We start from the raw sequence: 23,902 nt of genomic DNA, 5'->3' as shown, positions 1-23,902 counted from the left end.
CCTCTAGGACAGCCTTTCAGTATCATAGATAGAGCATTATACAAATATCTATAAATAATGAAGGAAAGATCTGATTCTACTTCTACACCTAGTACTAATCCAGAAAGTATACCAGAACTAGCCAATGGGAAAGCTGAAATAGATGAAGAATCATCATTATCTTTAGCGAGATCGGAGTCTCCGGAATCAATCGAGATTAAGCGGACAAGTATAGTCAAAAAAAAAACTAGTCCCAATAAAATCAGCTTTTCTCAGTCCCAGCTAATTGTAATTACGGTCTTACTCATGGGTTTGGGTTTGTGGTTTCGTCTGCCTTGGCTGGGTATAACTGGTGCAGTCACGGCTTTATTGCTTTCTTTAGGAGTAGTATTTACCTCGGTTAAAGGCTGGATCGCCAAATTCCTCACTATTCAAGAAAGAAGGACTATTTTGGCGTTTTTGGGTTTTGTAGCTGCGATCGCAGGATTGTGTAACTATCTAGGAATATATCGCAATATTGGCGGTTGGCTGACTCAGTTTAAATACGATGAATTTGGCTCTTGGGCAGACTGGATCGGTGCTTTAGGGCAGATTTTAATTGCTATTTTAGCTGTATATGTTGCCTGGGCGCAGTATGTCATTTCTAAAGATTTAACCATTCAACAAAACCGCATTACCCAACAACAAACCATCGATACTTATTTTCAGGGAATTTCCGATCTGACTCTTAATGATGAAGGTTTATTAGAAGATTGGCCCCAAGAAAGAGCGATCGCTGAAGGACGGACTGCTTCTATTTTGTCTAGTATTGATGAGAATGGAAAAGCAAAAGTAATCCGTTTTCTATCTCAATCTCGTTTATTGACTCCCCTCAAGCGAGATAATCGCTTAGGCAGACCGATACTAGATGGTAGTGGTGGATACTCTGAAGATCGCCCCTATGGAACTAGAGTCGTTGATTTGGGGGTGATGTTAGCAGGGGCTTATTTAGTGTCACAAGATTTGCGCTGGACAGATCTCAGCGATGCCAACATGGTTAGGGCTAATCTGAGTTATTGCGATTTGGTTAAGGCTAATCTCGCTCGTACTGTACTATATGAGGCTAATCTTGCGGGTGCAGATATGAAAGGGACTCTTTTATTTTATGGATCGATCGAAACTGCTACTCCTCGCAGCATTACTATTCAACCTGATTATGTCACGGGAAAACATACGGGCGTGGTTGTCGAAAAAGCTAATTTTTCAGGGGTAAAACGTCTTAGTGAAGAACAACGTTTCTATATTTGTTCTTGGTGTGGCGAAAAATCACGATCTACCGTACCTGGAGGTTGTGAAGGTATTCCCAATCGATTGGGGAGGTAAAGAAATGGGTGAGTGAGTAATCAATAGTAATATAATGAGTTTATGTTAGAAACTATATTTGAACCGTTGCAATATGCCTTCATGCAACGATCCCTGATAGTGGCAATTATCGTCGGGATAATTTGCGCTGTGGTTGGTAGTTACTTGATGGTGCAAAGATTGGCATTGCTGGGAGATGCTATTAGTCATTCTGTATTGCCAGGATTGGCGATCGCTTATTTAGTCGGAGCGAATATTTTCCTGGGGGCTTTTATTGCAGGAATTATTAGTACTATTTTTATTAATATTATTAGTACGCGATCAAATATTAAAGAAGATACGGCGATGGGAATTGTCTTTTCGGCATTTTTTGCCCTGGGAATAACTTTAATTACCGTTGTGCAAAAAGATAATAAAATCGATCTCAATCACTTCTTATTCGGCAATATTTTAGCGGTAGATATTACTGAAGTTAGGGATACTTTAATTATTGCGGGTATTGTTTTAACAGTAGTTTTCTTACTCTACAAAGAACTATTATTTTACACTTTTGATAAATTGGGCGCGCAAGCTGTGGGTTTGCCTGTCGGTTTATTAGATTTGGGTTTGATGATGTTGATTGGTTTAACTATTGTTGCCAGTCTCAAAGCTGTGGGAGTAGTGTTAGTTTTATCATTATTAATTACCCCTGCTGCAACGGCATACTTATTAGTAAATCGTCTCCACCTAGTAATGCTATTAGGGGTAATAATTGGGGTGGCATCAAGCATTACGGGAATGTATCTTAGCTATTACTATAATCTACCTTCAGGCCCCGCGATTGTTTTAGTTGCTTCTGCCTTGTTTGTTTTAGCTTTCTTATTTAGTCCCAGTCAAGGATTGTTAACAAATCCTAGTTCTAGCATAGGGCGATCGACTTTAATTACAGAAATAAAAAGCTTGTTAGGCGATCAAAAAAGATAATAAATTAGTTATTAGTTATTATCAACTGCTAGAAAAACAAACTATTTCTGTACGGACGTTTCATGAAACACCTCTACTTTTTCTTGGGCAATCGCAGAGATTTACCTGAATTGATTGGACCGAGAATTTGATTCAAATTTCTCAATTGTTCTGCTGTCCCCATACAGATTAAAGCGTCTTGTTCTAATATTCTAGTTTCTCCCGTAGGCCCTGCAATCAAGTTACCATCAATGCGCCTTATCGCTAAAACTAACGCCCCCGATTGCGATCGCAATTTAGCTTCTCTCAAACTTTTTCCTACATAAGGACAAGCTTCAGGATCGATCAAAAATTCTTCCAAATAATAAGAACGATTCGACCCTGCAATGATACCATCCACAAAATCCATTACCTGAGGACGCAAGGCGGCTGCTGCCAGTCTTTTGCCTCCCGTAATATAGGGGGATACTACCGCGTCCGCCCCCGCACGTTGTAGCTTTTGTACTGCTTCTTCATTACTAGCACGAGCGATCGCTCTAATGCGGGGATTGAGTGTCTTGGCTGACAATACTGTATAAAGATTTTCGGCATCGGAAGGTAAGGCTGTTACTAGGCAAATAGCCCGATCTATCTTTGCCCGCACCAAAGATTCGTCTAAAGTAGCATCCCCCAGGATTACGGTATATCCCAGCTGTTTGATTTCTTCCACTTCTTCGATGTTGTCGTCAATAATAATAAAAGGAATACCTTCTGCAAAAAACTCACGGGCAACATGACGACCAGTACGTCCAAAACCACATACAATATAGTGTTGGTCTAGCGATTCAATCAAGTTTTTCTCCTGTCTTAATTTAATACCTTCTTGGAAATAACCTTGAATCAGGGCTTCGGTGAAACGATTGACGATGTAACCAATAGTCAATAAACCCATTAAAATTAGTGCTACCGTAAATAGCCTGCCGCGTTCTCCTAGAGGGCGTACTTCAGAAAACCCTACCGTAGATAGAGTAATCACTGTCATGTATGCCGATTCAGAAAAAGACCACTTCTCAACTAGCCAATACCAAAGAGTCCCAATTAGTACAATACTGGCTAATGCTACACCACCTCGAACTAACTCTTTACGTAAGCGACCATATTTTTCTTCAAAGGTGTAACTATACATTCAGAATTTGCTGACAGTTTTGCATAATAATTGATTACATTGAGATTAAGTCTGACTTAAAACAAAATAATCCCAGTAATGTGAGACAACAATTGTCATTTTAAATGCATTATCGGGCAAATATAAATTTTACTTAGGAGCAACTTGTGGTTCAATCCCCAACATTAGCAGATTCTATAAATACATCTAACTCGTATCCCTTCGATCGCGATCGCTTTGATAGCAGCGTAATGAAAACTTATGGTCGTTTTCCTATTGCCATCGAAAAAGGGTCGGGTTGTCGTCTCTGGGATACTGACGGTAAAGAGTATCTTGATTTTGTGGCGGGAATTGCAACCTGTACTTTAGGTCATGCTCATCCTGCTTTGATTGAGGCAGTCACCAAACAGATTAAAAAGCTACACCATGTTTCCAACCTTTACTATATCCCCGAACAAGGACAACTAGCAGAATGGTTGGTTAATAATTCCTGTGGAGATAAAGTATTTTTCTGCAATTCTGGTGCAGAAGCTAACGAAGCAGCGATTAAGCTAGTTAGAAAATACGCTCATACTTACCTAGATAAAGTAGAAGATCCCATTATTCTGACAGCTAAAGCCAGTTTCCACGGACGTACTCTAGCCACCATTACCGCTACAGGACAGGAAAAATATCAAAAAGGTTTTGGACCTCTACCTGCTGGATTTGCCTACGTACCCTATAACGATATTACTGCGATCGAAAATGCAGTTACCGACCTCGATGAAGGTACTCTCAGTCGTGTCGTCGGTATCATGATCGAACCCCTCCAAGGAGAAGGCGGAGTACGCCCAGGGGATTTAGAATATTTCCTCAAATTACGTAAGATTTGCGATGAGAATCAGATTCTGTTGGTCTTTGATGAAGTACAGGTAGGTGTCGGGCGGACTGGCAAACTTTGGGGTTATGAAAACTTGGGAGTAGAACCCGATATTTTTACTAGTGCTAAAGGGTTAGCAGGAGGTATACCCATTGGCGCAATGATTTGTAAAGACTCTTGCGCTGCTTTTGAACCAGGAAATCATGCTAGTACCTTTGGTGGCAATCCTTTTGCCTGTGCTTCTGCTATGGCAGTATTACAGACTTTGGAGAATGAGGGCATTTTACAAAATGTTCAAGCAAGAGGAGAACAATTACGGGTTAGACTTAGAGCGATCGTCAATAAGTATTCTTCTCTCTTTACCGAAGTAAGAGGTTGGGGACTAATTAACGGTATGGAATTAAATGCTGATATCGAATTAACTTCAATCGATTTGGTCAAAGCAGCTATGGAAGAAGGTTTATTACTTGCCCCCGCAGGTACTAAAGTTTTGCGTTTTGTTCCTCCTCTAATAGTTTCTCCCGAAGAAGTAGACCAAGCTGCCGATATCTTAGAAAAAGCGATCGAGCAAATCGCTAATCAATAGTTATTTTTTTCATAGCTTTTGGTCAATGGTAGATGTTGAATGTTCCATGATAAAAAGTGACAATTGGCAAACTGTTACATCTATAGCAATGTTTTGACCATAGATGAGCAAGAATACTAGGTGTGAGGAGTGAACCATTAAGGCTTGCTTTTGGGATCGAAACACGGACAGAACCCCAGAAGCAAGTCTTCTCATTTTTATACTAGTCTCTTCGGTTAAATATAAATCCAAGCTAAATTACTATTTTCTTCTCGATCGACAAATGCGATCGCTTTTTTTTGCGATCTCGATCCTTGTTTATTGAAGAATAAAAGAGAACCATTGTGTAATACATCAAACAATCGCTCTTTTTTAAGAGCCAAGGGAGATAAAATTATGCAAACTTCAAACAACAATTTAATCCGAACGGAATTTTCCGTAAAAACTGAATGGGAACAAGGATTTTCAGCAAGATTAGATATTTTCAACGAGGGAGAAATAGTTGAAGATTGGACGATAGAATTTCAATCTGAATTTGAAATCAAACCAGGGGAGATCTGGGGTGCAGAAATTGTTAGTCAAGAAGGCGATCTTTACATACTTAAGCCAGTAGACTACAACGAAACGATAGATTCACAACAAGGGACATCAATATTCTTTAATGCCAATAAAGTAAATGGAGAAATTTTAAGTCCTACAAGTATTGTATTAAATGACGATAGTAGTGCGATCAAACAAACTATTATCGAACCCGTAGAAGAAGAAGTTGTCGAACAAACTGTTATCGAACCTATAGAAGAAGAAGTTGTCGAACAAACTATCGATAGTTCAATTACCGAAACAACAACAGAAGAAGAGATAGAAGCAGACGTTAATTTTACCTTAGTCAAAAACTGGGATAGTGGCTTTGAGGGAAAAATATCTATTACTAATAATACTGGTGGTAATCTCGATAGCTGGAGTCTAGAATTCGATTTCCCCAATCAAATTAACAATATTTGGGATGCAGAGATAGAAGAAAATGCAGACGGCAGTTATGTGATTACCCATGCTGCTTGGAATCGAGAAATTGTAGCAGGAGAAACTCTAACCTTTGGTTTTACGGGCAACAATTCTGTCACTAGCGAACCACAAAACTTTGACTTAGATGGCTCGGTATTTAATAGTGCCAGTAGATCCGATAGTATCTATACATACTCCAATGACGATTTAGAATCAGAATTAGAACTAGGTCGAGAATATCAAGGAAGAGCAACATTCTACGATGCTGCCAACCCTGCTGGTGGTTTGGGTGCTTCTGGTTATGATGTACCGATGCAAAGCGAACTACACAAGGTTGTCGCGATCAATAATATACAGTGGAATGGCTCGGAAGCTAGTGGTGGTTTCTTTGAAGTATCTGGTCCCAAACAAAGAGATGGTGCAGCACCCATTACCGTTCAAGTAGTAGATTATCTATACGAAAGAGCCGATGGTTTTGACATGAGTGCAGAAGCTTTTGAAAAAGTAGCCGATCCTATTGATGGTGTCGTCAATATTGAATATAAATTAATCGCTCCTGGTGATGATTATGTGACAGCCTATGGTTATAGTATCGGTCAAGGTATTGTCGTCGAAGGTATCGACCAAACTAATCCCTATTATGCAGCAGTTAGATTAAATAATCATCGCTATCCCATTGAAAGTGTTGATTTAATTACCAATGGTGGTAATTTGGTACAGCTAGAAAGAGAATCGGATAATCGTTTTGTTCTCGAAGGTAACTATCCTCTATATGGGGGACAAGATTTAGTTGTCACTGATATCTTTGGTCAACAAGTCACTTTAGACGATATTGATATTACTAATGGTTCGAGTGCTGATATTGTTACGGGGGAACAATTTGAATTAGTTTAATTAAATTTGATTTAATCTTTTCAAAAAAGCGATCGCTCTTGCCGAATTTTAAAGCGATCGCTTTTCTTATTCAAGATAATTCTTCTTAGCGATCGCGTAGTATATTGAATTAGGTAATAAAATTAAGGCAACCAGAATCAAACAAGATGCTGCCAAAAACAAACTCAAGCCCACCTTATTTGTCATAAAATTACTCATGTCAGATTTACCACCATTAAACACCGACACTATTTGGGCAATTCTCAACGAAGAATTAAGCGATGAAACTGTCAATAAATTAACTTGGCACTATCTGGGCTATCGCTTCGATGAAGCTAGTAAGACTTGGAATAACAGCGCAACTATGGATGATTGGTCAGAGAAATATCCCGAACCCCCAGATTTTATCCAGAATCGCCCTCCTACGGTTAAGTTAACTCGTTCGATTCCCAAAGAAAATAAACAATTATTAAAAGAAAAGTTAGGTTTCAAAGGCTATAAGCTAGGTGAGTTTACTCCTCGACATACCCGTCGTGCAACTATGGCGAGTTGGTTATTGAGTTATCTGGAAAATGCTGAATGATATCGACCAGGGTGAAATAATTTTAACTGCTTATCGGACTAATAATTCAGGCGATCGCCTGACTGAAATTAAACGCAATTGTGGAGTTAAATAATCAATAAAACTTATTCATCTTCTATCAAACTTGGTATATATTTTAAAGATTTACGAATAAAGTTTTTCAAATATAAATAATAGCGAAAAATTGTGACTTTTTCTCATTTAAACTATGGTTTTAAGATGACAATATAACTTATCAGGAGTTGATTGATATTGAAATAATTCCTGTAGACTAAATCCCATAGGAGATTTGAATATGATTTTCACCCAAACAGTAAAGAATATCATTCAATATATCACCGAAGGTTTCATTGCCATTTTTAGTCCCGATCGCGATAGTTATCCTGCGGTGGGATTACAACCTTATGGTGGAACGATCAATGCTCGCGATTCTTATTATGGATGGTAATTCATAGCACCATCATTCCTCGATTAATACTTAACAAGCATAAATACCCTGACTAAATCTATAGTTGGGGTATTTTTAAACTAAATATTCAATTTAAAATCTATTAAAATAAGATTTATTGCTTTAATTCTCATCTGACCAATCGGGACAATTGTCATCTGACCATCCTTCGGGGTGCATTGCACAAACTAAAAGGTTTCCGTTATAACTTTGTCCGTGATAATTAGCACAATTAATACAGGCTGGATTATTTTCCAGAGAGGCAGTATGAAAATCTACATTCGTAAAATCATCATCGATAAAATCAGCTAAATTATCTCCTAAAGCAGTATTGATTTCATCGCTGGTAGTAACAATTACATCAACAAAATTTTGAATAAAACTGTCTACTTCTTCAACTATATCCAAGCCAAATTGCTCAAAAAATAGACCGATGCCTTCACCTACTTCTTCGACAATTGTTTCGGTAGCTTCTTCAACATCGACCAAAAATTCTTCCACGTCGGATGCAGTTTTTTCTACTTGTTTCCACAATTGCTCCTGCCAATCATCCATGATTAATCCTAATAGTAGATTTTATTTCCTCGCTTTCCCTAATTATCTTACATTTCTTCTTTGAGACGGCGTAATTCTTCTTTTAAAGACTCTACTTGTTGGCGTAAATCTTCTCCTTCAGAACTAGATTTATTAGGGGTTTTTGGTTCGGTTTTTACTTCCGATGGAGAAGATGCTTGGGGTTGTTCTTCCTCATCAACAATTTCAATTCTACGAGGCTCTCTCGATTCTGATTTATCGTTACCAGCAACAGCATCTTGTTGTGCTTGTTCGACGAGATCGTCGACAAATTTGCGAGCTTCTTCAGTACTTATTTTACCTCGTTGAACCATTTCATCAGCAAGGGTTTGGGCTTGACTTCTCAAATCTTTGAAGTTGTCGTTGGCTTTTTCTTGTGCATAGGAAGCAAAACCAACACCCATATAAAAAGCTTTCTTGGCAATATCTTCAAAACCTGGCATATTATTTGTCCTTATTTTCGATGTCTTAGCAATTTATTTTTAGTGTATATCAATCACTATCGGAATAAATTACGGTATGAGTTCGGAATTCCGTATTTATAGCCTTTATGCCCTCCCCGAGAGAGAAGTTAAACAAACTAGGAAAGTCTTGAGTAACGGTCCTGCTGCGGATGCTGATAGTAGAGTGGTGGAAGTGAAGCTATATCTCGATGAGGAAACTAGCGATCGCCTTTCTCGTCTGACTAATTCTAAGGCGATCGTCAAGATAATTGGTTCTAATTAATATTTTATTCTGCTTTTATCTTGCGATAATTCTCAAGATGTAATATGGTGTTTACTTTTGCTGCTGATTCAGCTAGTTTTGTTCGCTTAATATAAAAGTTTTATTTGCTAGATATGAGTCGATTATTTTGTGATGCAATATACATTATTTTTTTTAAAATAAAGTCTATTTGCAAAGTGGCAAGATACTTTTGTAAAATCTGTTTATCCTACAATCAACATTGAAATGTTTATCAGCAATTCAAATATATTTTTTATCAAAGATTTAGCGTTGTCCATTGCTTTTTCGTCAAATATTTTTGTCAAATAAATTAAAATATTATTGATTAATATCTATGGAATCTATCGCCTGTATTATCTAGTATTAGTAAAATAAAAAAGAATAATTATTAAATGAAAAATAATACGATCTACCAAAGCAATAAATTGACAATTAATTATTGGCAAAAACAATTAGAAGATATTGCTCCAATATTAAATTTTCCTACAGACAAATTAAGAGCGTTAAACTTTGGTAGTAAAGAAAAGAATCAAAGTGATTTTAAGCAATACTCGACGATAATTTCAGCAGAGTTAACTATTGCTGTGAAAGATTTTGCTCGACAGGAAAAAATTCCGCTGAAAACTATTTTTTTAGTTGCTTTCAAAGTTTTACTTTATCGTTATACTAGCCAGAATAATATTGTAGTTGGTTGTTTAGATTGGTATCGCGATCGCCAGTCAAACAAGCTAGCAATATTGCCTGTCAAAGTTGAAGTTGCAGGTAACGATAGTTTTTCAGAGTTATTAGCCTCTACTCAAGCTCAAATTTCTACGACTGAGGAGCATTTAGATCTCAACATTGATGCTTTAAGCCAAGCTTTGAAGCAAGAAAATCCCGAATTCTCCGTTGCTTCTATTTCACAAATGTTGTTTAGATTTTTCACCTCTAGTTCGACTACCAAAACCGAACTTGGTAAGACAGTATTTCCTAGGGAATTATGTCTAGAAATCATAGATGATTCCCTTGACATGAAGTATCAAATTGAATATGATTCCGATCTTTATCATCAAGAAACCATCGCCCGAATTAGTTGCAATTATCAGATCTTACTAGAGTCATTAATAGCTAATCCTCAAGCAGCAATTGCGTCCTTAGCTTTAATATCTAAATCAGAACAAGATAAAGTCTTATTTGAATGGAATCAAACTCAAATTGCTGAAGAAACAAACTGTATTCATCAATTATTTGAAGCCCGAGTAGTCAATAATCCAGAAGCACTAGCAATTGTCTGTCAGGGAAAAGAATTAACCTATCAAGAATTAAATCAAAAAGCCAATCAAGTAGCTCACTATTTAAAAAGTTTAGGAATTACTAAAGGCTCTTTAGTTGGTCTTTATTTAGAACGCTCTGTAACTATGGTAGTCGGTCTATTGGGGATTATTAAAACTGGGGCAGCTTATGTTCCATTAGATTTAGGAAACCCTCAACCCAGACAAGCTTTTATCTTAGAAGATGCAGGAGTTTCTGTCTTATTAACTCAGGCTAGTTTATTAGATAAAATACCAAGTCAAATCGAGCATAATATTTGTTTAGATCGAGATTGGAATGAGATCGCCCAATTTTCCCCAGATAATTGCGGGTGTGAGGTTACAGCCTCAGACTTAGCCCTGATTGTTTATACTTCAGGATCGACGGGCAAACCCAAAGGAGTGATGATTACTCATGGCAATTTAAGTCATTACGCTAATTCCATGCACAGATCTCTCAACGTTACTTCAGAAGACGTATATCTCCATCGAGGACAGGTTGCTCTAATTGCCTCCGCTAGACAGCTTTTGATGCCTTTAACTCAAGGTGCTGGGGTGGTAATTTTGACCGAACCAGAAAAACGCGATCCATTTTTGATGTTTGATACGATTAAACGTTATGGTGTAACCATAGTCGATCGCGTTCCTTCTTTTTGGTTGGGTTTTTCCGATATTTTCCGTCAGCTAGATCAAGAAACCAAACAAAGCATACAAGACAATCGAGTCCGTTTAGTAGCTACTAGTGGAGAACAAGTCGCTCTAGAAGTTTATGACTGTTGGAGGGAAACTTTTGGAGATCGCGTTAAATTAGTTAACCTTTACGGTCAAACTGAAGGTACGGGAGTGGTAACGGTTTATCATGTTCCCCAGCAACTAGATCGCTCCTTCAAATCCTTACCCGTAGGCTCTCCCATTGGCAATATGCGGGTTTATTTGCTCGATGAATATTTAAAACCCGTACCCATAGGAGTTGTGGCACAAATTCATATTAGTGGTGCTGGAGTAGCAAAAGGCTATCTAAATCGACCCGAATTGACTGCTGAGAAGTTTATCGCCAATCCTTTTGTGGAGGGAGAGCGGTTGTATAAAACAGGAGATTTAGGACGTTATTTAGCTGCCCTAAAGGATACCGCTTCGCATAATGGTTCGATTCAATTTCTAGGTCGTATAGATCGTCAAGTTAATATTCAGGGTTTACGCATCGAATTGGGTGAAATTGAAGCAATACTATCTCAAAACGAGCTAATTCAGGAAGCGGCAGTAGTGGTTCGACAAAATAAACTAGGAGAAACTCTGGCTGTTTATCTAGTACCGACTCAAACACCACCCCCATCAGTAGAAATATTAACTAACTATCTCCGACAAAAATTACCGACTTATATGATTCCTCAAGAATTCATCTTTGTCGATAAATTTCCCGTTACTACTAGTGGAAAGGTAGATCGTATTGCCTTATCTGCTGGCAGTCAAACTGAAATATCAACCTCGATTATTGCCCCTCGCGATCGCCTAGAATCAGAATTGGTGCAGCTATTACAAGATATTTTAGGCATTGATCGCATTAGCATCCGCGACAACTTTATTGAGTTGGGGGGAAATTCCTTGTTAGCAGCTAGGCTAGTGACAGAAATTGAAGCCAAATACGAGCAAAAAATTGCCGTGTCTACGGTGTTCCAAGCCCAAAATATTGAAAACTTAGCCACTCTTATCCGCCAAGAGGAAAGCCTTGCAACTCCCGAATGTTTAGTCCCCATTAAACAAGGTAATTCGACAATCAATCTCTTTGCTATTCATAATTTGGGATATGGTTTAGAATTTTATCTTCCTCTAGCTAAATATCTAGATTCAAATATCGCTATTCAAGGCTTATCATCATTTTTAAGTAACGAACTTGATAAACCCCATCCTAGAGATATTAGAGGTTTAGCAGCCTACTATACTCGTAATTTACAACAAGTTCAGCCTCAAGGCCCTTATTACTTATTGGGGGTATCTTTTGGTGGTGTAATTGCCTATGAAATTGCTCAACTATTAGTATCTCAAGGAGAAGAAGTTAAGTTTTTGGGTATGGTGGATAGTTTTTTCCCCAATCGCAATGAAGTGCGTAAATATCTTCCCATTAAAGAACGTTTTAAAGGACATATCAACAAGACTTCCTCTCAAGGAATAAATCACGTTTTAAATCGCTTGAAGTGGCGTATTGAGTATAATTTGAACACTATTCAAGCCAAACTCCATGAAATTGATTGGATACGAGATAATTTTATCGATCGCACTAGTCGCAATTTTGCCATTGTCGAAAATATACGCTGGACTAATGACCATGCCAAAGTAAATAAAGATTATGCGATCGAGCCATATCCAGGCAAAATATCAATGTTTCGCGCTGCTGATGATATGGATTCTAAATTAGATTGGCAGAAATTAGCCCAAGCAGGTTTAGCTATTTATGATGTCCCTGGAGAACACTTGTCAGTATTACAAGAACCTCACGTGCGAATATTAGCAGAAAAAATGCAGTCAGTCTTACAAGAGTACCTGTAAAATGCTGTAAGTAATGAGTAAAAAGTAATAAAAAAATAGTAGCTGTAAACGTTTGTTAATGGATAGTATTTTTAGTCCAGTTTGGATTTCTCTGAAAACGGCAGTTACCGCTACTACTATTACCTTTGGAATTGGAATTTTAACTGCTTGGTGGATGGCAAACTATCAAGGTACAGCTAAAGGTTTGATTGATGGAATATTGACTGCACCGTTGGTTTTACCTCCTACTGTAGTAGGCTTTTTATTACTATTAGCTTTAGGCAAAAATGGTTTGATTGGCAAACTACTAAATCTAGTAGGAATGAGAATAATTTTCACTTGGTATGCCACGGTAATTGCTGCTGTAGTTGTCTCCTTCCCATTAATGTATAAAGCTGCCCTAGCAGCATTTCAACAAAGCAAAAAAGGTAACTTAATTGCCTGTGCAAGAACGCTGGGGGCTTCAGAAACCACTATTTTTTGGCGAATTATCATACCCTTAGCTAAACCTGGATTGATTGCAGGTATATTATTAGCTTTTGCTCGTGCTTTGGGCGAATTTGGTGCGACTTTAATTTTAGCGGGAAGTATTCCCGATCGCACTCAAACCATACCCATAGCTATTTTCTTTGCAGCCGAAAGTGGTGCTATGGATCGGGCTTTAGGGCTAGTAATTATTCTCTTGAGTATTTCTCTGAGTGTGATGGTGGCAGTTAATTATTGGCAAAATAGAAGAGATTGGGGGATACGGGGACAAGGGGATACGGGGATACGGGGATACGGGGACAAGGGGATACGGGGATACGGGGATACGGGGACAAGGGGCTACGGAGAAATTTGTTTGGAGATTGATATTCAAAAGCAATTACCAGAGTTTTTATTAGATATTGCTTTTAAGATTGATTTTCAACAGACTCCGCTAGGAATACTCGGATCTTCAGGGGCGGGGAAAAGTAGTTTATTAAAATGTATTGCAGGTTTGGAAACTCCCGATTGCGGTAAAATTGTCTTGAATGGAAAAGTTTTATTTGATTCGGCAACAGGAATCAATTTAACTCCCCAAGAGCGTTATGTGGGCTTGTTGTTCCAAGATTATGCTTTGTTTCCTCATCTAAACGTAGCAGAAAATATTGCTTTTGGGATGTCTGCCAAAAAATTTCCCTTAGCAGTCAAACAAGAAATAAATAAACAATTACAACAAGTAAGTTTAGCTGGAATGGGCAAAGCAGCGATCCCTCGCTTATCGGGAGGAGAACTACAAAGAGTAGCCTTAGCCAGAGTATTAGCTAGCCAACCAGTTATAACCATGCTAGATGAGCCTTTTTCCGCATTAGATACTAATTTAACCGCAAAGTTAATTAAATTGTTGCAAAAACGGATAACTAGTTATGATGGTTTGACTCTCTACATTACTCATGATTTGTCACAAGCCTATCAACTTTGCCCTCAACTACTTATTATTGATTGCGGAAAAGCGATCGCTTTTGGCAAAAAACAGGAGATTATTTATAACCCTCCCAATCTTCTCGCAGCCCAGATAATAGGATGGAATAATTTTTCTGCTGCTAAACAAATTGCACCTCAAACTATCAAAGCCCTAGATTGGCAATGGGATCTAGAGATTGATGGAAGGATACCCGACAACTTAAATAAAATTGCTATTTCTTCTTATGAAATTACTTTTGTCGAAAGCGATCGCGGTACTAATACCTTTCCTGCTTGGCTGGCTGATTATACCGAACTTCCCGACAGCATTATCTTATATTTAAAGCTCGATCTCGATCCTAATAATTCCCCAGACGATCGTCTAGAAGTCAAAGTGAGTCTCAATCGATGGCAACAATTAAAAAGTCTAACTTGCCCTTATTATATTCAACTGCCAAGCGATCGTATAATCATGTTTAGTTCTTAAATTATAACTGTACAAAATAAAAATACTTATTAATTATTACTATGATTAGGGAGAAATATAAAAACCCAAATGGTTAGCAACTGGTCGTTCTTTCATGATAAATTACCAAATATTATTTTAGAGTATTTACCAGAATATAGTCCTGTATATATCTTTCTAGCAGCGATCGCTATTACACATTATTTATCAACAATCAAACAACGAAAATTTAACAGTAAGCATAAAAAATAACCAGAAGAGTAGCTAAAATCTACAGTGCGATCGCGATCCTAATCAGTAGTAATACTAACCTGCGTTCATAGAAGTAAAACCATTCTTAATCCCTTTGCGCCTTTGCGTCTTTGCGAGAAATCTAAAATTACACTTTAGAACGCAACTTGGTATAACTCGATCGATGACAACAATTAAAAATCAGATTAAATACAAGATTCGATTCTTCTAGAAGTACGAGAAACACTGTTTTTTGTAGGTTTAGCCGTGAGGTGAATTTGTCCGTCTTGGATCGCAACACCCCTAGCAGGATAGATTTTTCCGATCGCAGTTTTAATTGCTTGGGGATGTGGAGTTAGTTTATCGGCATTTACTGGACAAGTATTGAAAACGGGGGGTTTAATTGCACTATTAGTTATTCTTGGCAGGTGGGAAATTCCTAAATTGACATCGGGAGTATTGAGATCGAAGCGAATTAAAGCAAAGTTAATTTGTGAGTCAAAGATAATGATATTTGAGCTAGTATTATCGGCATTAGCAATAGCATTATCGCTGTTACTCATAGCTACAGAATCTAGATTATTGACCGCGTTTACCTCTGCACCTGCATTGATATCGTCAAAATTAATGCCATTATTAACCTCGAAGAATATTTCTCCTGGACGATCCGCGATCGCATTGAGGCTAATATTACTATTAGCAAAGGAATTAGCAGCAGCATCATTATCTGCGGTAGCTTCAGCAAAGACAATACTTTCGGAAGTTATCTTAATAGAAGAATCGATATTTCCTAGATTAGCGCGATCGCTTTTAATTTGGATTGTGCCACCGCGATCTAATTCGATATTGTCATAAAATATATCTATGCTCGAAAATGCCCTAGATGGTCTTTCTGTAGTAGCAACGGAAGGATCGTTTGCCAAGATAGTTGCAGTGTTGTTGGCATTATTAATCACCGCCACAGAAGAGTTGAGCGATCGAGTATTAATTGTATTTCCTGCTTGTAGTAATATATCTCCCCCCGATCCCAAATTGGCTTGAGGAATAGTAAGAGCGAGTTCGGAAACCGCCAGGGTAATATTAGGGGTAGTTTGGCTATTGCTAGCAAAGCGATCGCTTAAGAATAGATTGGAGTTAATATTTTGCGCTGTTAAATTATTCTTTGCGTTGAGGTTAATATTTCCTCCATCAGCAATATCTAATTCAAGCACCGCACCTATAATTGAAAAATTATCTAATGCTATAGAATCGCTATCAATTGTGACTGTAGAGCTAGAATTGAGATTCTCGACCTTAATATTATTCCCTTGTAGATTAATATCGCCCCCCCCAGCCACCCCAATATTAGCGTTGGGAAAGCGAAAATCAACGTTAGCTTCATCAATGGTATCGACTTCCGTAATCAGGTTCAAATTAACCCCAGAAGAGGTATTAAAATTCCCCGTGGTAATATCTTCTATAGCTAGTAAAGCGATCGCGCCACCTTTCCCCGATCTAATTTCAGTTTCAGCAACAGGTTCTAAAGTAGCTGTGGTAACTAATTGACGATCGGCGATCGCAGATGTATTGATACTATTGGCAATATTAATATCCCTGCGGGAATCAATGGTTACATCTCCACCATTCCCTAAAGTATTACTGGTATTAATTGCTGTAGCGGTAATATCTCCCTCAGTCAATGCTGTATTGGGTTGATATTGATTGGTTAAAAATACTCTTCCCCCAGGGTTATTAATCTCACCTGCGATCGTAATATTGCTACCCGTTGCTGCATTAGTTAGATCTGGATTAATACCGCTTCCCATAACTCCTGGCGGATCGACATTGTCAATTCCCCCACGAATATCTAGAGTAGGTTGGGCGTTACCATTAATATTAATGGAACTGCCATTAGAAAGGGTAAGGGTTTCCTTTAGAGCATTGACAGTAGTATCTGTCCCCGTAATCTCCACACTGCCATCAATAGTAACATTACCTCCCGCGAGGATATGCAAAGATGCACCAGAATAGCTAGCAAAACTCACATCCCCTCGCGATCGCACTATCGGATCTTGTTGGCTAATCAAACTACCCAGATTATGATCCAAACGTTCGATCCTAAAATTACCGCCACTATAGTAGTGAGCGTCGCCATTAATTGGGCGATCGCTGCGTAAGGTTAAATCTCCCCCAGAAAATAAACCACTCTGGGAATTATTCAAAATAAACAGATCGATATTGCTACCCTGGAAAGATAAGCGATCGCCCGCCCGAGCAATAAAAGCATTATTAATACTATCCCTAACTGTCATAGTATCTAATGCAGTCAGAGTTAAATTATCTACTGCGATTAATTCTCCTTGTAAATCCAAATTATTAGCAGATAAAGTAAGATCGCCACTGCTGCTTAAATTACCCCGACTGCTAATATTCCCTATTCCTTCCCTGAGATTCAAACCAATAGGTGCATTAATAGTCAATAATGGCGCAATAGTATTGGTGGCGTTAAATTCTGTTCCATCATCAAACAACAACCCCGTCGCCGTACTACCCAAAAAAGAACCACCAACATCCAACCTCGCGTTATCCCCAAAGACAATTCCCGCAGGATTAATTAAAAATAGATTAGCATCGCCATTACTTTGAATTAAACCATCAATAGCTGAAATATTTCCTCCCGTTACCCTAGAGAGAATATTATCTATATCCAATCCGTTATTAAAAAAAGCCGTATTATTTGTTGGTAGAGAAAAATCTTGGAAACTATGAAATAAATTCCCTCCTGCTTGTTTTCCCCCTGTTATTTCCGCTATATCTCCCTTTTGCTGCACTTGAGTCGATAAACTGCTGTCTGGAGTAATTTGCGCGTTAACAGAAATCGCGATCGCAGCCAAACCAAGAGAAGATAAACCAGTTAGAGATATTTTCATGCTTCTAATATATTATTACCCAGACAGCGATCGCAATTACCGCATTTAAACTCTCGCTTTTCTTCAAAGCCAAAAGCTTGCAATAAAAATTTCCAGCGACATTGCTTGGTTTTAAGATACTGCTGCATCTGTTTTTGGTAATATTTCTGACTATTAAATAAATCATGGGAAGTTAGTCGAGCAGAATGTTTGCGATAATGAAACGGATCTTGCCAAGACAATAAGCCCAAACTATGCAAAATAGCCAAAGTTATTTCTCCTTGAGGAAATTGTTGTTTAATTGTGGCAATATCACCTCGATTGGGTAACTCCTTGATTAGTCGTTGTGCAGCGCGATATTGTTCCTCTAATTGACGTTTAAAAAACTGGCTGCGTTGCTTATCTTCAGGATCGAACCAGCCAGTCGGTTCGCTAATCAAAGTTAGAGTATGGGCGGGTTTGCTGTCTCTTCCCGCCCTTCCTACCTCTTGGATATATTCAGCAATTAATTCGGGTGGGTGATAGTGAATGATAAATCTGACATTTCCTTTATCAATACCCATACCAAAAGCAGAGGTACAGATCGCAAACTGGATTTTACCCGAAATCCATTCTTGCTCGATTTTTCTTCTTTGACTGCTAACTAATCCTGCATGATAAGCTGCAACAGAATAATTAAGAGATCTAAACCATTGAGCTAAAACTTGACTATCTCGGCGCGATCGCACGTATACTAAACCCGAACTATTTTTGTTAGCTCGAATAAACTTTAATGCTGCTTCTTTTCTCCCTCTGGGAGTCCAAACGGTTTTAATCTTCAAGTTGAGATTGGGGCGATAGGGACTAACTAAAAAGATTTCAGGCTGTTTTAATTCTAAGACTTGAATAATTTCTGTTTGAGTTTGAGGATCGGCTGTCGCGGTAAAGGCAGCGATCGCAATTTTTGTTCCCCCAGGTTTATGCTTCAATAAACTACGGCGCACCGCCCCCAACCGACGATAACCAGGGCGAAAAGTATTTCCCCACTGAGTCAGACAATGTACCTCATCTAAGATGATTCCCGTTATTTTTATCTGGGGTTGAGAGATAATTTCCCAAAGAGGAACACTCAATAGGGTTTCGGGAGATAAATACAATAAGCTCAATCGTTGTCGAAGGATGGCTTGCAAGGTGTATTGGCGATCGCGTTTCGACAATTCGCCGTGTAACAACGCCCCTGATAAACCAAGTTGCTTTAATTGACTTACTTGATTTTCCATCAATGCAACCAGGGGAGAAACCACAATAGTCAATCCTGTTTGCACCAGGGCGGGTAATTGAAAACAAATGGATTTTCCCCCACCTGTAGGCAAAACCACCAAAGCATCTTTACCATCAAGCAGAGTGCGAATTATTTCTCCTTGAGGCGATTTAAAATCTTGATAACCCCATATTGTCTTAAACTTTTCTCGAACCTCATGCCAAGCAATATCCATCTACCAATCAATAAGCAATAACCAATAAGCACTAACTAGCTTGCCCGATCTTAAGCCATAAATCTCGATATTGCTGCTGGGTTTCTGGCGTTTGAGGTAGCAAAAATTCGCTTTTTTCGGATTTAATAATTTCCGAATTGAGTAATCTATTATCTTGTAAATCCTTGGGCAACTCTTCCCGCTTGATTGATAGCAAAATAGGTGAAATTCCATCGGTAAAAAGAGATATTTGCTTTGCAGATTTAGTCTCCCAGCAAAAGTCAATCCATTGCCCAATTACACTAGCAAGATTTCGCTCTTTAGTCGCGACAGCTTCATTTAAAAAAGGAACGATCCACAAATCTGCCCACAAAGATACTCCCGAAGTAGGAATAACAAACTCAATTTCAGGATAGCGTTTTACGATGGGTAAAACATCTGTCGACCAACCAACAGCAGCCCAAGTATCGCCCAGTATAAGTGGTTCTAAATAGTGATCGGAACTATACAATTTTACCTGTTGGTGTAAATCCGATAATTCCCTCTCCAAATTGCCGACAGAATTCAAATTATCTGTGTTGTAAGAATATCCCAACTTTTTCAAAGTTAGACCAATAGTTTCTCTAGGAGAATCTAATACAGAAATGCGATCGCGTAGCTGGGGATGCCAGAGATCTTGCCAATCTGAAATGGTTAAATCTAATTTATCTAACTTATCACTTCTATAAGCAATTACTGTACTTCCCCAACGATAGGGCGCGCCATAAATTTGACCGTCTGTTGTTACATTCCCTCGATCATCACGGCGAACCAATTTTTGCCAAGGAAGAGGTAATTTTTCCCAATTAGCCAAACTATCTATATCTAAAGGTTTTAGCAAGTTTTGTTCGATTGCTAAAGATAGCCAAGAGTCTCCCAGGCTAATTACATCAGGAGTGTTTTTAGATTTATTAAAGATTTTGTCAAATAAATTCTTTGTCTCAGAATTTGTTGCTTTTTTGGCGGATAAACTTAATAATGAATCAAATATTTCTGACCATTGAGTTTGAGGCTGAAAATCAACTTTTTTAACTGACTCAACTGTCTTGCGAAAGTCTCCAATTAACTGAATCGGGATAGAATTTGCCAAAAACAATATTTGTAAAATATCATCAGAATTACTACAACTCATCAATAGTTGAGATAACGCCGTAGTGCTTGCTAGTTGAATAAAAGAGCGACGAGATAATTGATAATTCATTACTATTGCGGGCTAAAAAAATAAGGTATATTGACCTATTTGATTGATTACGATCTTTCCTCGATCGCGAGGCATATTTCAGAGAGAGGTTTTAGGGGTTTTTGCTTTGAAATCCAGCTTGATGACTAGTTTGAATTTATTGGCAAAAAGAAGCAGACCAATTGTTAAATCAATCAGGAATACTAGGGATTTTCTTTAATAATGCTTTTAGCATGAGTAGAGAGAAAAAAATTAAATTGATATCAGTGAATTTATGGATACATTACAAGTACAAATTAGTGAATTAAGAGAAAAAATAGATAAGCTTCACGAGTTAATCGAACAAATAAGCCAACAGGTTAAAACATTAAGCTCTCAAGAGCCAAAAAACAGATCTGGAGAGTCTTATTCTCTACCCAACTTTGCCTCTGGATCGGCTAATAAAATTAGCCAGAATGGAGAGTCAGAATATCAACTAACTCACAAAGACATTTTGGTAGATGACAATAGTAGCACCAGCACTGCTAGTTCTGGTAGCGACAATTTTTCCCCAGATACTCAAATTCGTCGTTTGACAGCTCAACTTACTGCTGCTTATAACCGTATTGCTGCTTTAGAAGAACAGTTATTGACCTATAGAATTCACTCTTAAGTGCCGATAGCGAGCAAACAAAGTTTCAATGACGACCGACAACTCAAACGGAGTCCAATTTTGCATGAGGTGAGTTGCGATCGCGCAGCCTCCAGCACCTACACCTTCTTTGACATATCCTTGAGCATAAGCTCGAAAACTGGGATAGGGAGAAGTAGCAAAATTCAACCCAGTACCTAACAGGGGGACTCCACCGATAGTTTGGGCTAAACCTACTGTATTACCTGAGGGATCTTCTGCTACCCAGCGAGTCGTTCCCACAACAAGTTGAGATAATTGAACCGAAATCTGATGGTAGTTAGCGATCGCTTCAATTAAAGCATATACTGCCAACATTTGCGTCCCACCAGCTAACATTACTCCTCTACTTCGACTAGCAGCAATGGCCATCCCCGCTACTACAATTTGCATCGGATCGCCTATGGCAGCTACTATCTCTAGAGGATCGATCAATCCAGAGGCAAAACCAGCTTTTAATAAGCCAGTCCGAACAATCGACCATTTTTGAGCGTGATTGCATTGAGGATGACTGCTATTTACCATTCCTCTAGCTTCGATTCCCAAGCCCGTTAAAAGAGCTAGGGCAGTAGTCGTTCCTCCAACCACACATTCTCCAATAATTAAATAATCAACCGTCTTTGCCAGCTTTTCGCCCCATTTCAGACCTTGTTGGAATAGATGTCGCACCATTTCCAAGTCCATTGCCGATCCAGAAGAAAGACAATTAGCAGGAATTCCTCCCAAATCGATAGTATCTACAGTGGGTTGATGGGGTAAACCTGCATTGAAAATATAAGTCGGGATGTTTAACGCCTCGATCGCGCCACGAGTAATAAATGTGGGGGAAACTCCCGCTGTTAATATAGGTAGGGGATGATGATATTTTTCCTGTATGCCCTTGGCTAAAAATTCGGCATCGGCGATCGCCGTATATTCTCGATCTTCTGGGGTTGCTCCTGCTGCGGAAATTCTAGGAATTAGCCCCGTAGCAGTAAAACCCAGGACACAGGCAAAATGTGGTTTTGCACCGCTGTATCGCCTCAACCAACTCATTCCCGACTTTAACTGACTGTAAACGTAAATCATTATAGAAGATCGCCTATTTTCGATCTCAGTCTGATAAGTATCGTAAATTTTTTCTCTATTAACAAAATTTGCTCGGCGATCGATAAGACTTGTATCTCTATACTAATTCCATCGCAGTTGCGCGTTAGAATTTAAAGTATTAAGAAATATTTATTTTTTAAAATCTAAATTAAAATCTGAGTCGAAGGCAAACACAGTTCGGGTTTTAATAATGCAGCTTGTATTCAACCTATCTTCTAAACAGCTAGTCAAGCCTGGAAACATCAACAGCACCGAAAATACAGCCTTATATATCAAGCTCTCCATGATGAGCAGGCACACTTGTCCTTGCTGCTCCCACAAATTACTTCGTCACCTACGTACGGGAGATATTTACTGGCGTTGTAGCCGTTGTTATCAAGAAATGCCAGCTTTATAACCAATCAATAAAAGTTCAAAAAGACTGATTGGGGCGAGCTTAACTTAACTTTTCACCCTTTTCATTTTCAATATTAGGAAAAATAATTTCCATGGTAATCGCCAAAAAAACAGCCGTAGTCTATTGTGAAAAACAATTTGGCTTAATGGACGGCAAAACCGCAGCAGGTTTAGTTCGACATTCTAAAACCTATAACATTGTTGGCGTAATTGATAGTTCCTTAGCAGGAAAAGATGCAGGAGAAGAATTAGATAATGCCAAAAACTATATACCCATTTTTGCTAGTTTAGAATCAGCCTTAGATATTCTCCAAGATCTGCCCGACTGCTATATTTATGGCAAAGCTCCCTTAGAGGCTGTGATACCTGTTGCAGAAAGGACTTTAATTCTACAAGCCATGACCGAGGGAATGGACATAATTAATGGTCTTCACCAGTTCTTTTCCGAAGACGACGAATTTGCCGAGATGGCTGAAAAGTGTGGAGTTGAAATTCAAGATATCAGAAAACCGCCCGAATTAAAAGACCTCCATGTATTTACTGGTAAAATATCTCAGGTGAATGTTCCCGTAATTGCTGTTTTAGGTACTGATTGCGCCTGTGGAAAAATGACGACAGCCGTAAAGTTGAATCAAGCCTTAAACAAGATAGGAATTAAGTCGGTGCTGGTGGCTACGGGACAAACAGCAATCATGCAGGGGGCAACCTATGGTGTATCTATTGATGCTTTGGTATCTCAGTTCGTCATTGGAGAAATAGAAAATGCCGTAGTTCGAGCTTTTGAAGAAGAGCGTCCCGATATCATCTTAGTAGAAGGACAAAGTGCCGTTTCTCATCCTGCTTTCATGAGTTCGGTGGGTATCTTAAAAGGATGTATGCCCGATGGCGTAATCTTACAGCATCCCCCTGGGAGAAAATTTCGCTGTGATTTTCCCCATCTACCGATGCCAAGTATTGTGAGCGAAATTATGTTGATTAAAGCAATTTGCCAAACCCAGGTAATTGCGATCGCTTTAAGCCACGAAGATTTAACCGAGACAGAAATTCTAAAAACCATTAAAAGCTATGAAAACCGTCTTTTGTTACCCACAACAGATGTTTTGACTTATGGCTGTTCAAAATTAATTCATGCTTTAAGCAATCTTTTTCCCAGTCTCGATCGCCAGAAAGTCAGACCAAAATCTCCCACAATTCCCTTATTTACTATCGGGTAGACG

20 protein-coding genes are annotated in these 23,902 nt (G+C 38.6%); 12 read left to right on the top strand and 8 right to left on the bottom strand.

Annotated features, from left to right (window positions below):
• Positions 1-57: 57 nt before the first annotated feature.
• Complete coding sequence (locus I4641_RS00590; RefSeq protein WP_229638476.1) at positions 58-1,341, top strand: pentapeptide repeat-containing protein; 1,284 nt, start codon at positions 58-60, stop codon at positions 1,339-1,341.
• A gap of 42 nt (positions 1,342-1,383) precedes the next feature.
• Positions 1,384-2,283 carry a metal ABC transporter permease gene (locus I4641_RS00585; protein ID WP_229638475.1) on the top strand — a complete coding sequence of 300 codons (900 nt, stop codon included), beginning with the start codon at positions 1,384-1,386 and terminating at the stop codon, positions 2,281-2,283.
• A gap of 73 nt (positions 2,284-2,356) precedes the next feature.
• On the opposite strand, the gene I4641_RS00580 is transcribed toward I4641_RS00585, so the two are convergent.
• Positions 2,357-3,427, bottom strand: coding sequence for a potassium channel family protein (locus I4641_RS00580; RefSeq protein ID WP_229638474.1), 1,071 nt, complete (start codon positions 3,425-3,427; stop codon positions 2,357-2,359).
• A gap of 146 nt (positions 3,428-3,573) precedes the next feature.
• On the opposite strand from I4641_RS00580, the gene I4641_RS00575 reads away from it, so the two are divergent.
• The gene (locus I4641_RS00575) at positions 3,574-4,851 is read left to right on the top strand and encodes an aspartate aminotransferase family protein (protein ID WP_229638473.1); all 1,278 of its coding nucleotides are present in this window, start codon (positions 3,574-3,576) and stop codon (positions 4,849-4,851) included.
• 215 nt (positions 4,852-5,066) lie between these two features.
• On the opposite strand, the gene I4641_RS00570 is transcribed toward I4641_RS00575, so the two are convergent.
• Entirely contained in the window at positions 5,067-5,213 is a 147-nt protein-coding gene (locus tag I4641_RS00570) for a hypothetical protein (RefSeq protein WP_229638472.1), read from the bottom strand.
• A gap of 13 nt (positions 5,214-5,226) precedes the next feature.
• On the opposite strand from I4641_RS00570, the gene I4641_RS00565 reads away from it, so the two are divergent.
• From I4641_RS00565 to I4641_RS00555, 3 genes are all read left to right on the top strand, one after another.
• The gene (locus tag I4641_RS00565) at positions 5,227-6,726 is read left to right on the top strand and encodes an expansin EXLX1 family cellulose-binding protein (RefSeq protein ID WP_229638471.1); all 1,500 of its coding nucleotides are present in this window, start codon (positions 5,227-5,229) and stop codon (positions 6,724-6,726) included.
• Positions 6,727-6,922: 196 nt separating this feature from the next.
• The gene (locus I4641_RS00560; protein ID WP_229638470.1) at positions 6,923-7,288 is read left to right on the top strand and encodes a DUF1823 family protein; all 366 of its coding nucleotides are present in this window, start codon (positions 6,923-6,925) and stop codon (positions 7,286-7,288) included.
• A gap of 295 nt (positions 7,289-7,583) precedes the next feature.
• Entirely contained in the window at positions 7,584-7,736 is a 153-nt protein-coding gene (locus I4641_RS00555) for a hypothetical protein (RefSeq protein WP_229638469.1), read from the top strand.
• 123 nt (positions 7,737-7,859) lie between these two features.
• Here the strand turns inward: I4641_RS00555 and I4641_RS00550 are convergent, their stop codons facing one another.
• Complete coding sequence (locus I4641_RS00550) at positions 7,860-8,291, bottom strand: hypothetical protein (RefSeq protein ID WP_229638468.1); 432 nt, start codon at positions 8,289-8,291, stop codon at positions 7,860-7,862.
• Positions 8,292-8,338: 47 nt separating this feature from the next.
• Positions 8,339-8,752, bottom strand: coding sequence for a phasin family protein (locus I4641_RS00545; RefSeq protein ID WP_229638467.1), 414 nt, complete (start codon positions 8,750-8,752; stop codon positions 8,339-8,341).
• A 76-nt stretch (positions 8,753-8,828) separates the two neighbouring features.
• Here I4641_RS00545 and I4641_RS00540 point away from each other — a divergent pair, with 76 nt between their 5' ends.
• The 3 genes from I4641_RS00540 (at position 8,829) to modB (ending at position 14,759) form a co-directional block, all read left to right on the top strand.
• Complete coding sequence (locus tag I4641_RS00540; RefSeq protein ID WP_229638466.1) at positions 8,829-9,035, top strand: hypothetical protein; 207 nt, start codon at positions 8,829-8,831, stop codon at positions 9,033-9,035.
• A 392-nt stretch (positions 9,036-9,427) separates the two neighbouring features.
• Complete coding sequence (locus I4641_RS00535) at positions 9,428-12,868, top strand: non-ribosomal peptide synthetase (protein ID WP_229638465.1); 3,441 nt, start codon at positions 9,428-9,430, stop codon at positions 12,866-12,868.
• A gap of 58 nt (positions 12,869-12,926) precedes the next feature.
• Entirely contained in the window at positions 12,927-14,759 is a 1,833-nt protein-coding gene (gene modB, locus I4641_RS00530; protein ID WP_229638464.1) for a molybdate ABC transporter permease subunit, read from the top strand.
• A 416-nt stretch (positions 14,760-15,175) separates the two neighbouring features.
• Here the strand turns inward: modB and I4641_RS00525 are convergent, their stop codons facing one another.
• Genes I4641_RS00525 through I4641_RS00515 form a run of 3 tightly spaced genes read right to left on the bottom strand, consistent with a single transcriptional unit; the run spans position 15,176 to position 20,551 of the window.
• Positions 15,176-17,878, bottom strand: a complete 2,703-nt coding sequence (locus I4641_RS00525; RefSeq protein WP_229638463.1) for a two-partner secretion domain-containing protein — start codon at positions 17,876-17,878, stop codon at positions 15,176-15,178.
• On the bottom strand, positions 17,875-19,332 hold the full coding sequence (locus I4641_RS00520; protein ID WP_229638462.1) for a RecQ family ATP-dependent DNA helicase: 1,458 nt from the start codon (positions 19,330-19,332) through the stop codon (positions 17,875-17,877). Before I4641_RS00520 ends, I4641_RS00525 begins: the two co-directional genes overlap by 4 nt.
• Before the next feature lie 31 nt (positions 19,333-19,363).
• Positions 19,364-20,551 (bottom strand): extracellular solute-binding protein, encoded by a 1,188-nt coding sequence (locus I4641_RS00515; RefSeq protein WP_229638461.1) that lies wholly within the window; start codon positions 20,549-20,551, stop codon positions 19,364-19,366.
• A gap of 253 nt (positions 20,552-20,804) precedes the next feature.
• Here I4641_RS00515 and I4641_RS00510 point away from each other — a divergent pair, with 253 nt between their 5' ends.
• Positions 20,805-21,182: a hypothetical protein gene (locus I4641_RS00510; RefSeq protein WP_229638460.1), complete on the top strand. Its 378-nt coding sequence runs from the start codon at positions 20,805-20,807 to the stop codon at positions 21,180-21,182.
• On the opposite strand, the gene cobT is transcribed toward I4641_RS00510, so the two are convergent.
• The gene (gene cobT / locus I4641_RS00505) at positions 21,156-22,268 is read right to left on the bottom strand and encodes a nicotinate mononucleotide-dependent phosphoribosyltransferase CobT (RefSeq protein WP_229638459.1); all 1,113 of its coding nucleotides are present in this window, start codon (positions 22,266-22,268) and stop codon (positions 21,156-21,158) included. The genes I4641_RS00510 and cobT overlap by 27 nt on opposite strands.
• Positions 22,269-22,479: 211 nt before the next feature.
• Between cobT and I4641_RS00500 the strand changes: the two genes are divergently transcribed.
• On the top strand, positions 22,480-22,686 hold the full coding sequence (locus I4641_RS00500) for an eL43 family ribosomal protein (RefSeq protein WP_229638458.1): 207 nt from the start codon (positions 22,480-22,482) through the stop codon (positions 22,684-22,686).
• A 91-nt stretch (positions 22,687-22,777) separates the two neighbouring features.
• Positions 22,778-23,899 (top strand): N-acetyltransferase DgcN family protein, encoded by a 1,122-nt coding sequence (locus I4641_RS00495; RefSeq protein ID WP_229638457.1) that lies wholly within the window; start codon positions 22,778-22,780, stop codon positions 23,897-23,899.
• Positions 23,900-23,902 lie beyond the last annotated feature (3 nt).

Origin of the sequence: Waterburya agarophytonicola KI4 (genome assembly GCF_020640915.1) — a bacterium.
GTDB lineage: Bacteria > Cyanobacteriota > Cyanobacteriia > Cyanobacteriales > Xenococcaceae > Waterburya > Waterburya agarophytonicola.
Note: the sequence above shows the minus strand (reverse complement) of the source record. Positions and strands in the feature narration are given on the sequence as shown.

Excerpts from the sequence above, each read along its gene's own strand:
- I4641_RS00510 (WP_229638460.1), top strand. The coding sequence starts at position 20,805 with ATGGATACATTACAAGTACAAATTAGTGAATTAAGAGAAAAAATAGAT.
- I4641_RS00545 (WP_229638467.1), bottom strand. The coding sequence starts at position 8,752 with ATGCCAGGTTTTGAAGATATTGCCAAGAAAGCTTTTTATATGGGTGTT.
- I4641_RS00535 (WP_229638465.1), top strand. The coding sequence starts at position 9,428 with ATGAAAAATAATACGATCTACCAAAGCAATAAATTGACAATTAATTAT.
- I4641_RS00515 (WP_229638461.1), bottom strand. The coding sequence starts at position 20,551 with ATGAATTATCAATTATCTCGTCGCTCTTTTATTCAACTAGCAAGCACT.
- I4641_RS00495 (WP_229638457.1), top strand. The coding sequence starts at position 22,778 with ATGGTAATCGCCAAAAAAACAGCCGTAGTCTATTGTGAAAAACAATTT.
- I4641_RS00540 (WP_229638466.1), top strand. The coding sequence starts at position 8,829 with ATGAGTTCGGAATTCCGTATTTATAGCCTTTATGCCCTCCCCGAGAGA.
- I4641_RS00500 (WP_229638458.1), top strand. The coding sequence starts at position 22,480 with ATGCAGCTTGTATTCAACCTATCTTCTAAACAGCTAGTCAAGCCTGGA.
- I4641_RS00590 (WP_229638476.1), top strand. The coding sequence starts at position 58 with ATGAAGGAAAGATCTGATTCTACTTCTACACCTAGTACTAATCCAGAA.
- I4641_RS00580 (WP_229638474.1), bottom strand. The coding sequence starts at position 3,427 with ATGTATAGTTACACCTTTGAAGAAAAATATGGTCGCTTACGTAAAGAG.
- cobT (WP_229638459.1), bottom strand. The coding sequence starts at position 22,268 with ATGATTTACGTTTACAGTCAGTTAAAGTCGGGAATGAGTTGGTTGAGG.
- I4641_RS00550 (WP_229638468.1), bottom strand. The coding sequence starts at position 8,291 with ATGGATGATTGGCAGGAGCAATTGTGGAAACAAGTAGAAAAAACTGCA.
- I4641_RS00520 (WP_229638462.1), bottom strand. The coding sequence starts at position 19,332 with ATGGATATTGCTTGGCATGAGGTTCGAGAAAAGTTTAAGACAATATGG.
- I4641_RS00560 (WP_229638470.1), top strand. The coding sequence starts at position 6,923 with ATGTCAGATTTACCACCATTAAACACCGACACTATTTGGGCAATTCTC.
- I4641_RS00555 (WP_229638469.1), top strand. The coding sequence starts at position 7,584 with ATGATTTTCACCCAAACAGTAAAGAATATCATTCAATATATCACCGAA.
- modB (WP_229638464.1), top strand. The coding sequence starts at position 12,927 with ATGGATAGTATTTTTAGTCCAGTTTGGATTTCTCTGAAAACGGCAGTT.
- I4641_RS00585 (WP_229638475.1), top strand. The coding sequence starts at position 1,384 with ATGTTAGAAACTATATTTGAACCGTTGCAATATGCCTTCATGCAACGA.
- I4641_RS00565 (WP_229638471.1), top strand. The coding sequence starts at position 5,227 with ATGCAAACTTCAAACAACAATTTAATCCGAACGGAATTTTCCGTAAAA.
- I4641_RS00525 (WP_229638463.1), bottom strand. The coding sequence starts at position 17,878 with ATGAAAATATCTCTAACTGGTTTATCTTCTCTTGGTTTGGCTGCGATC.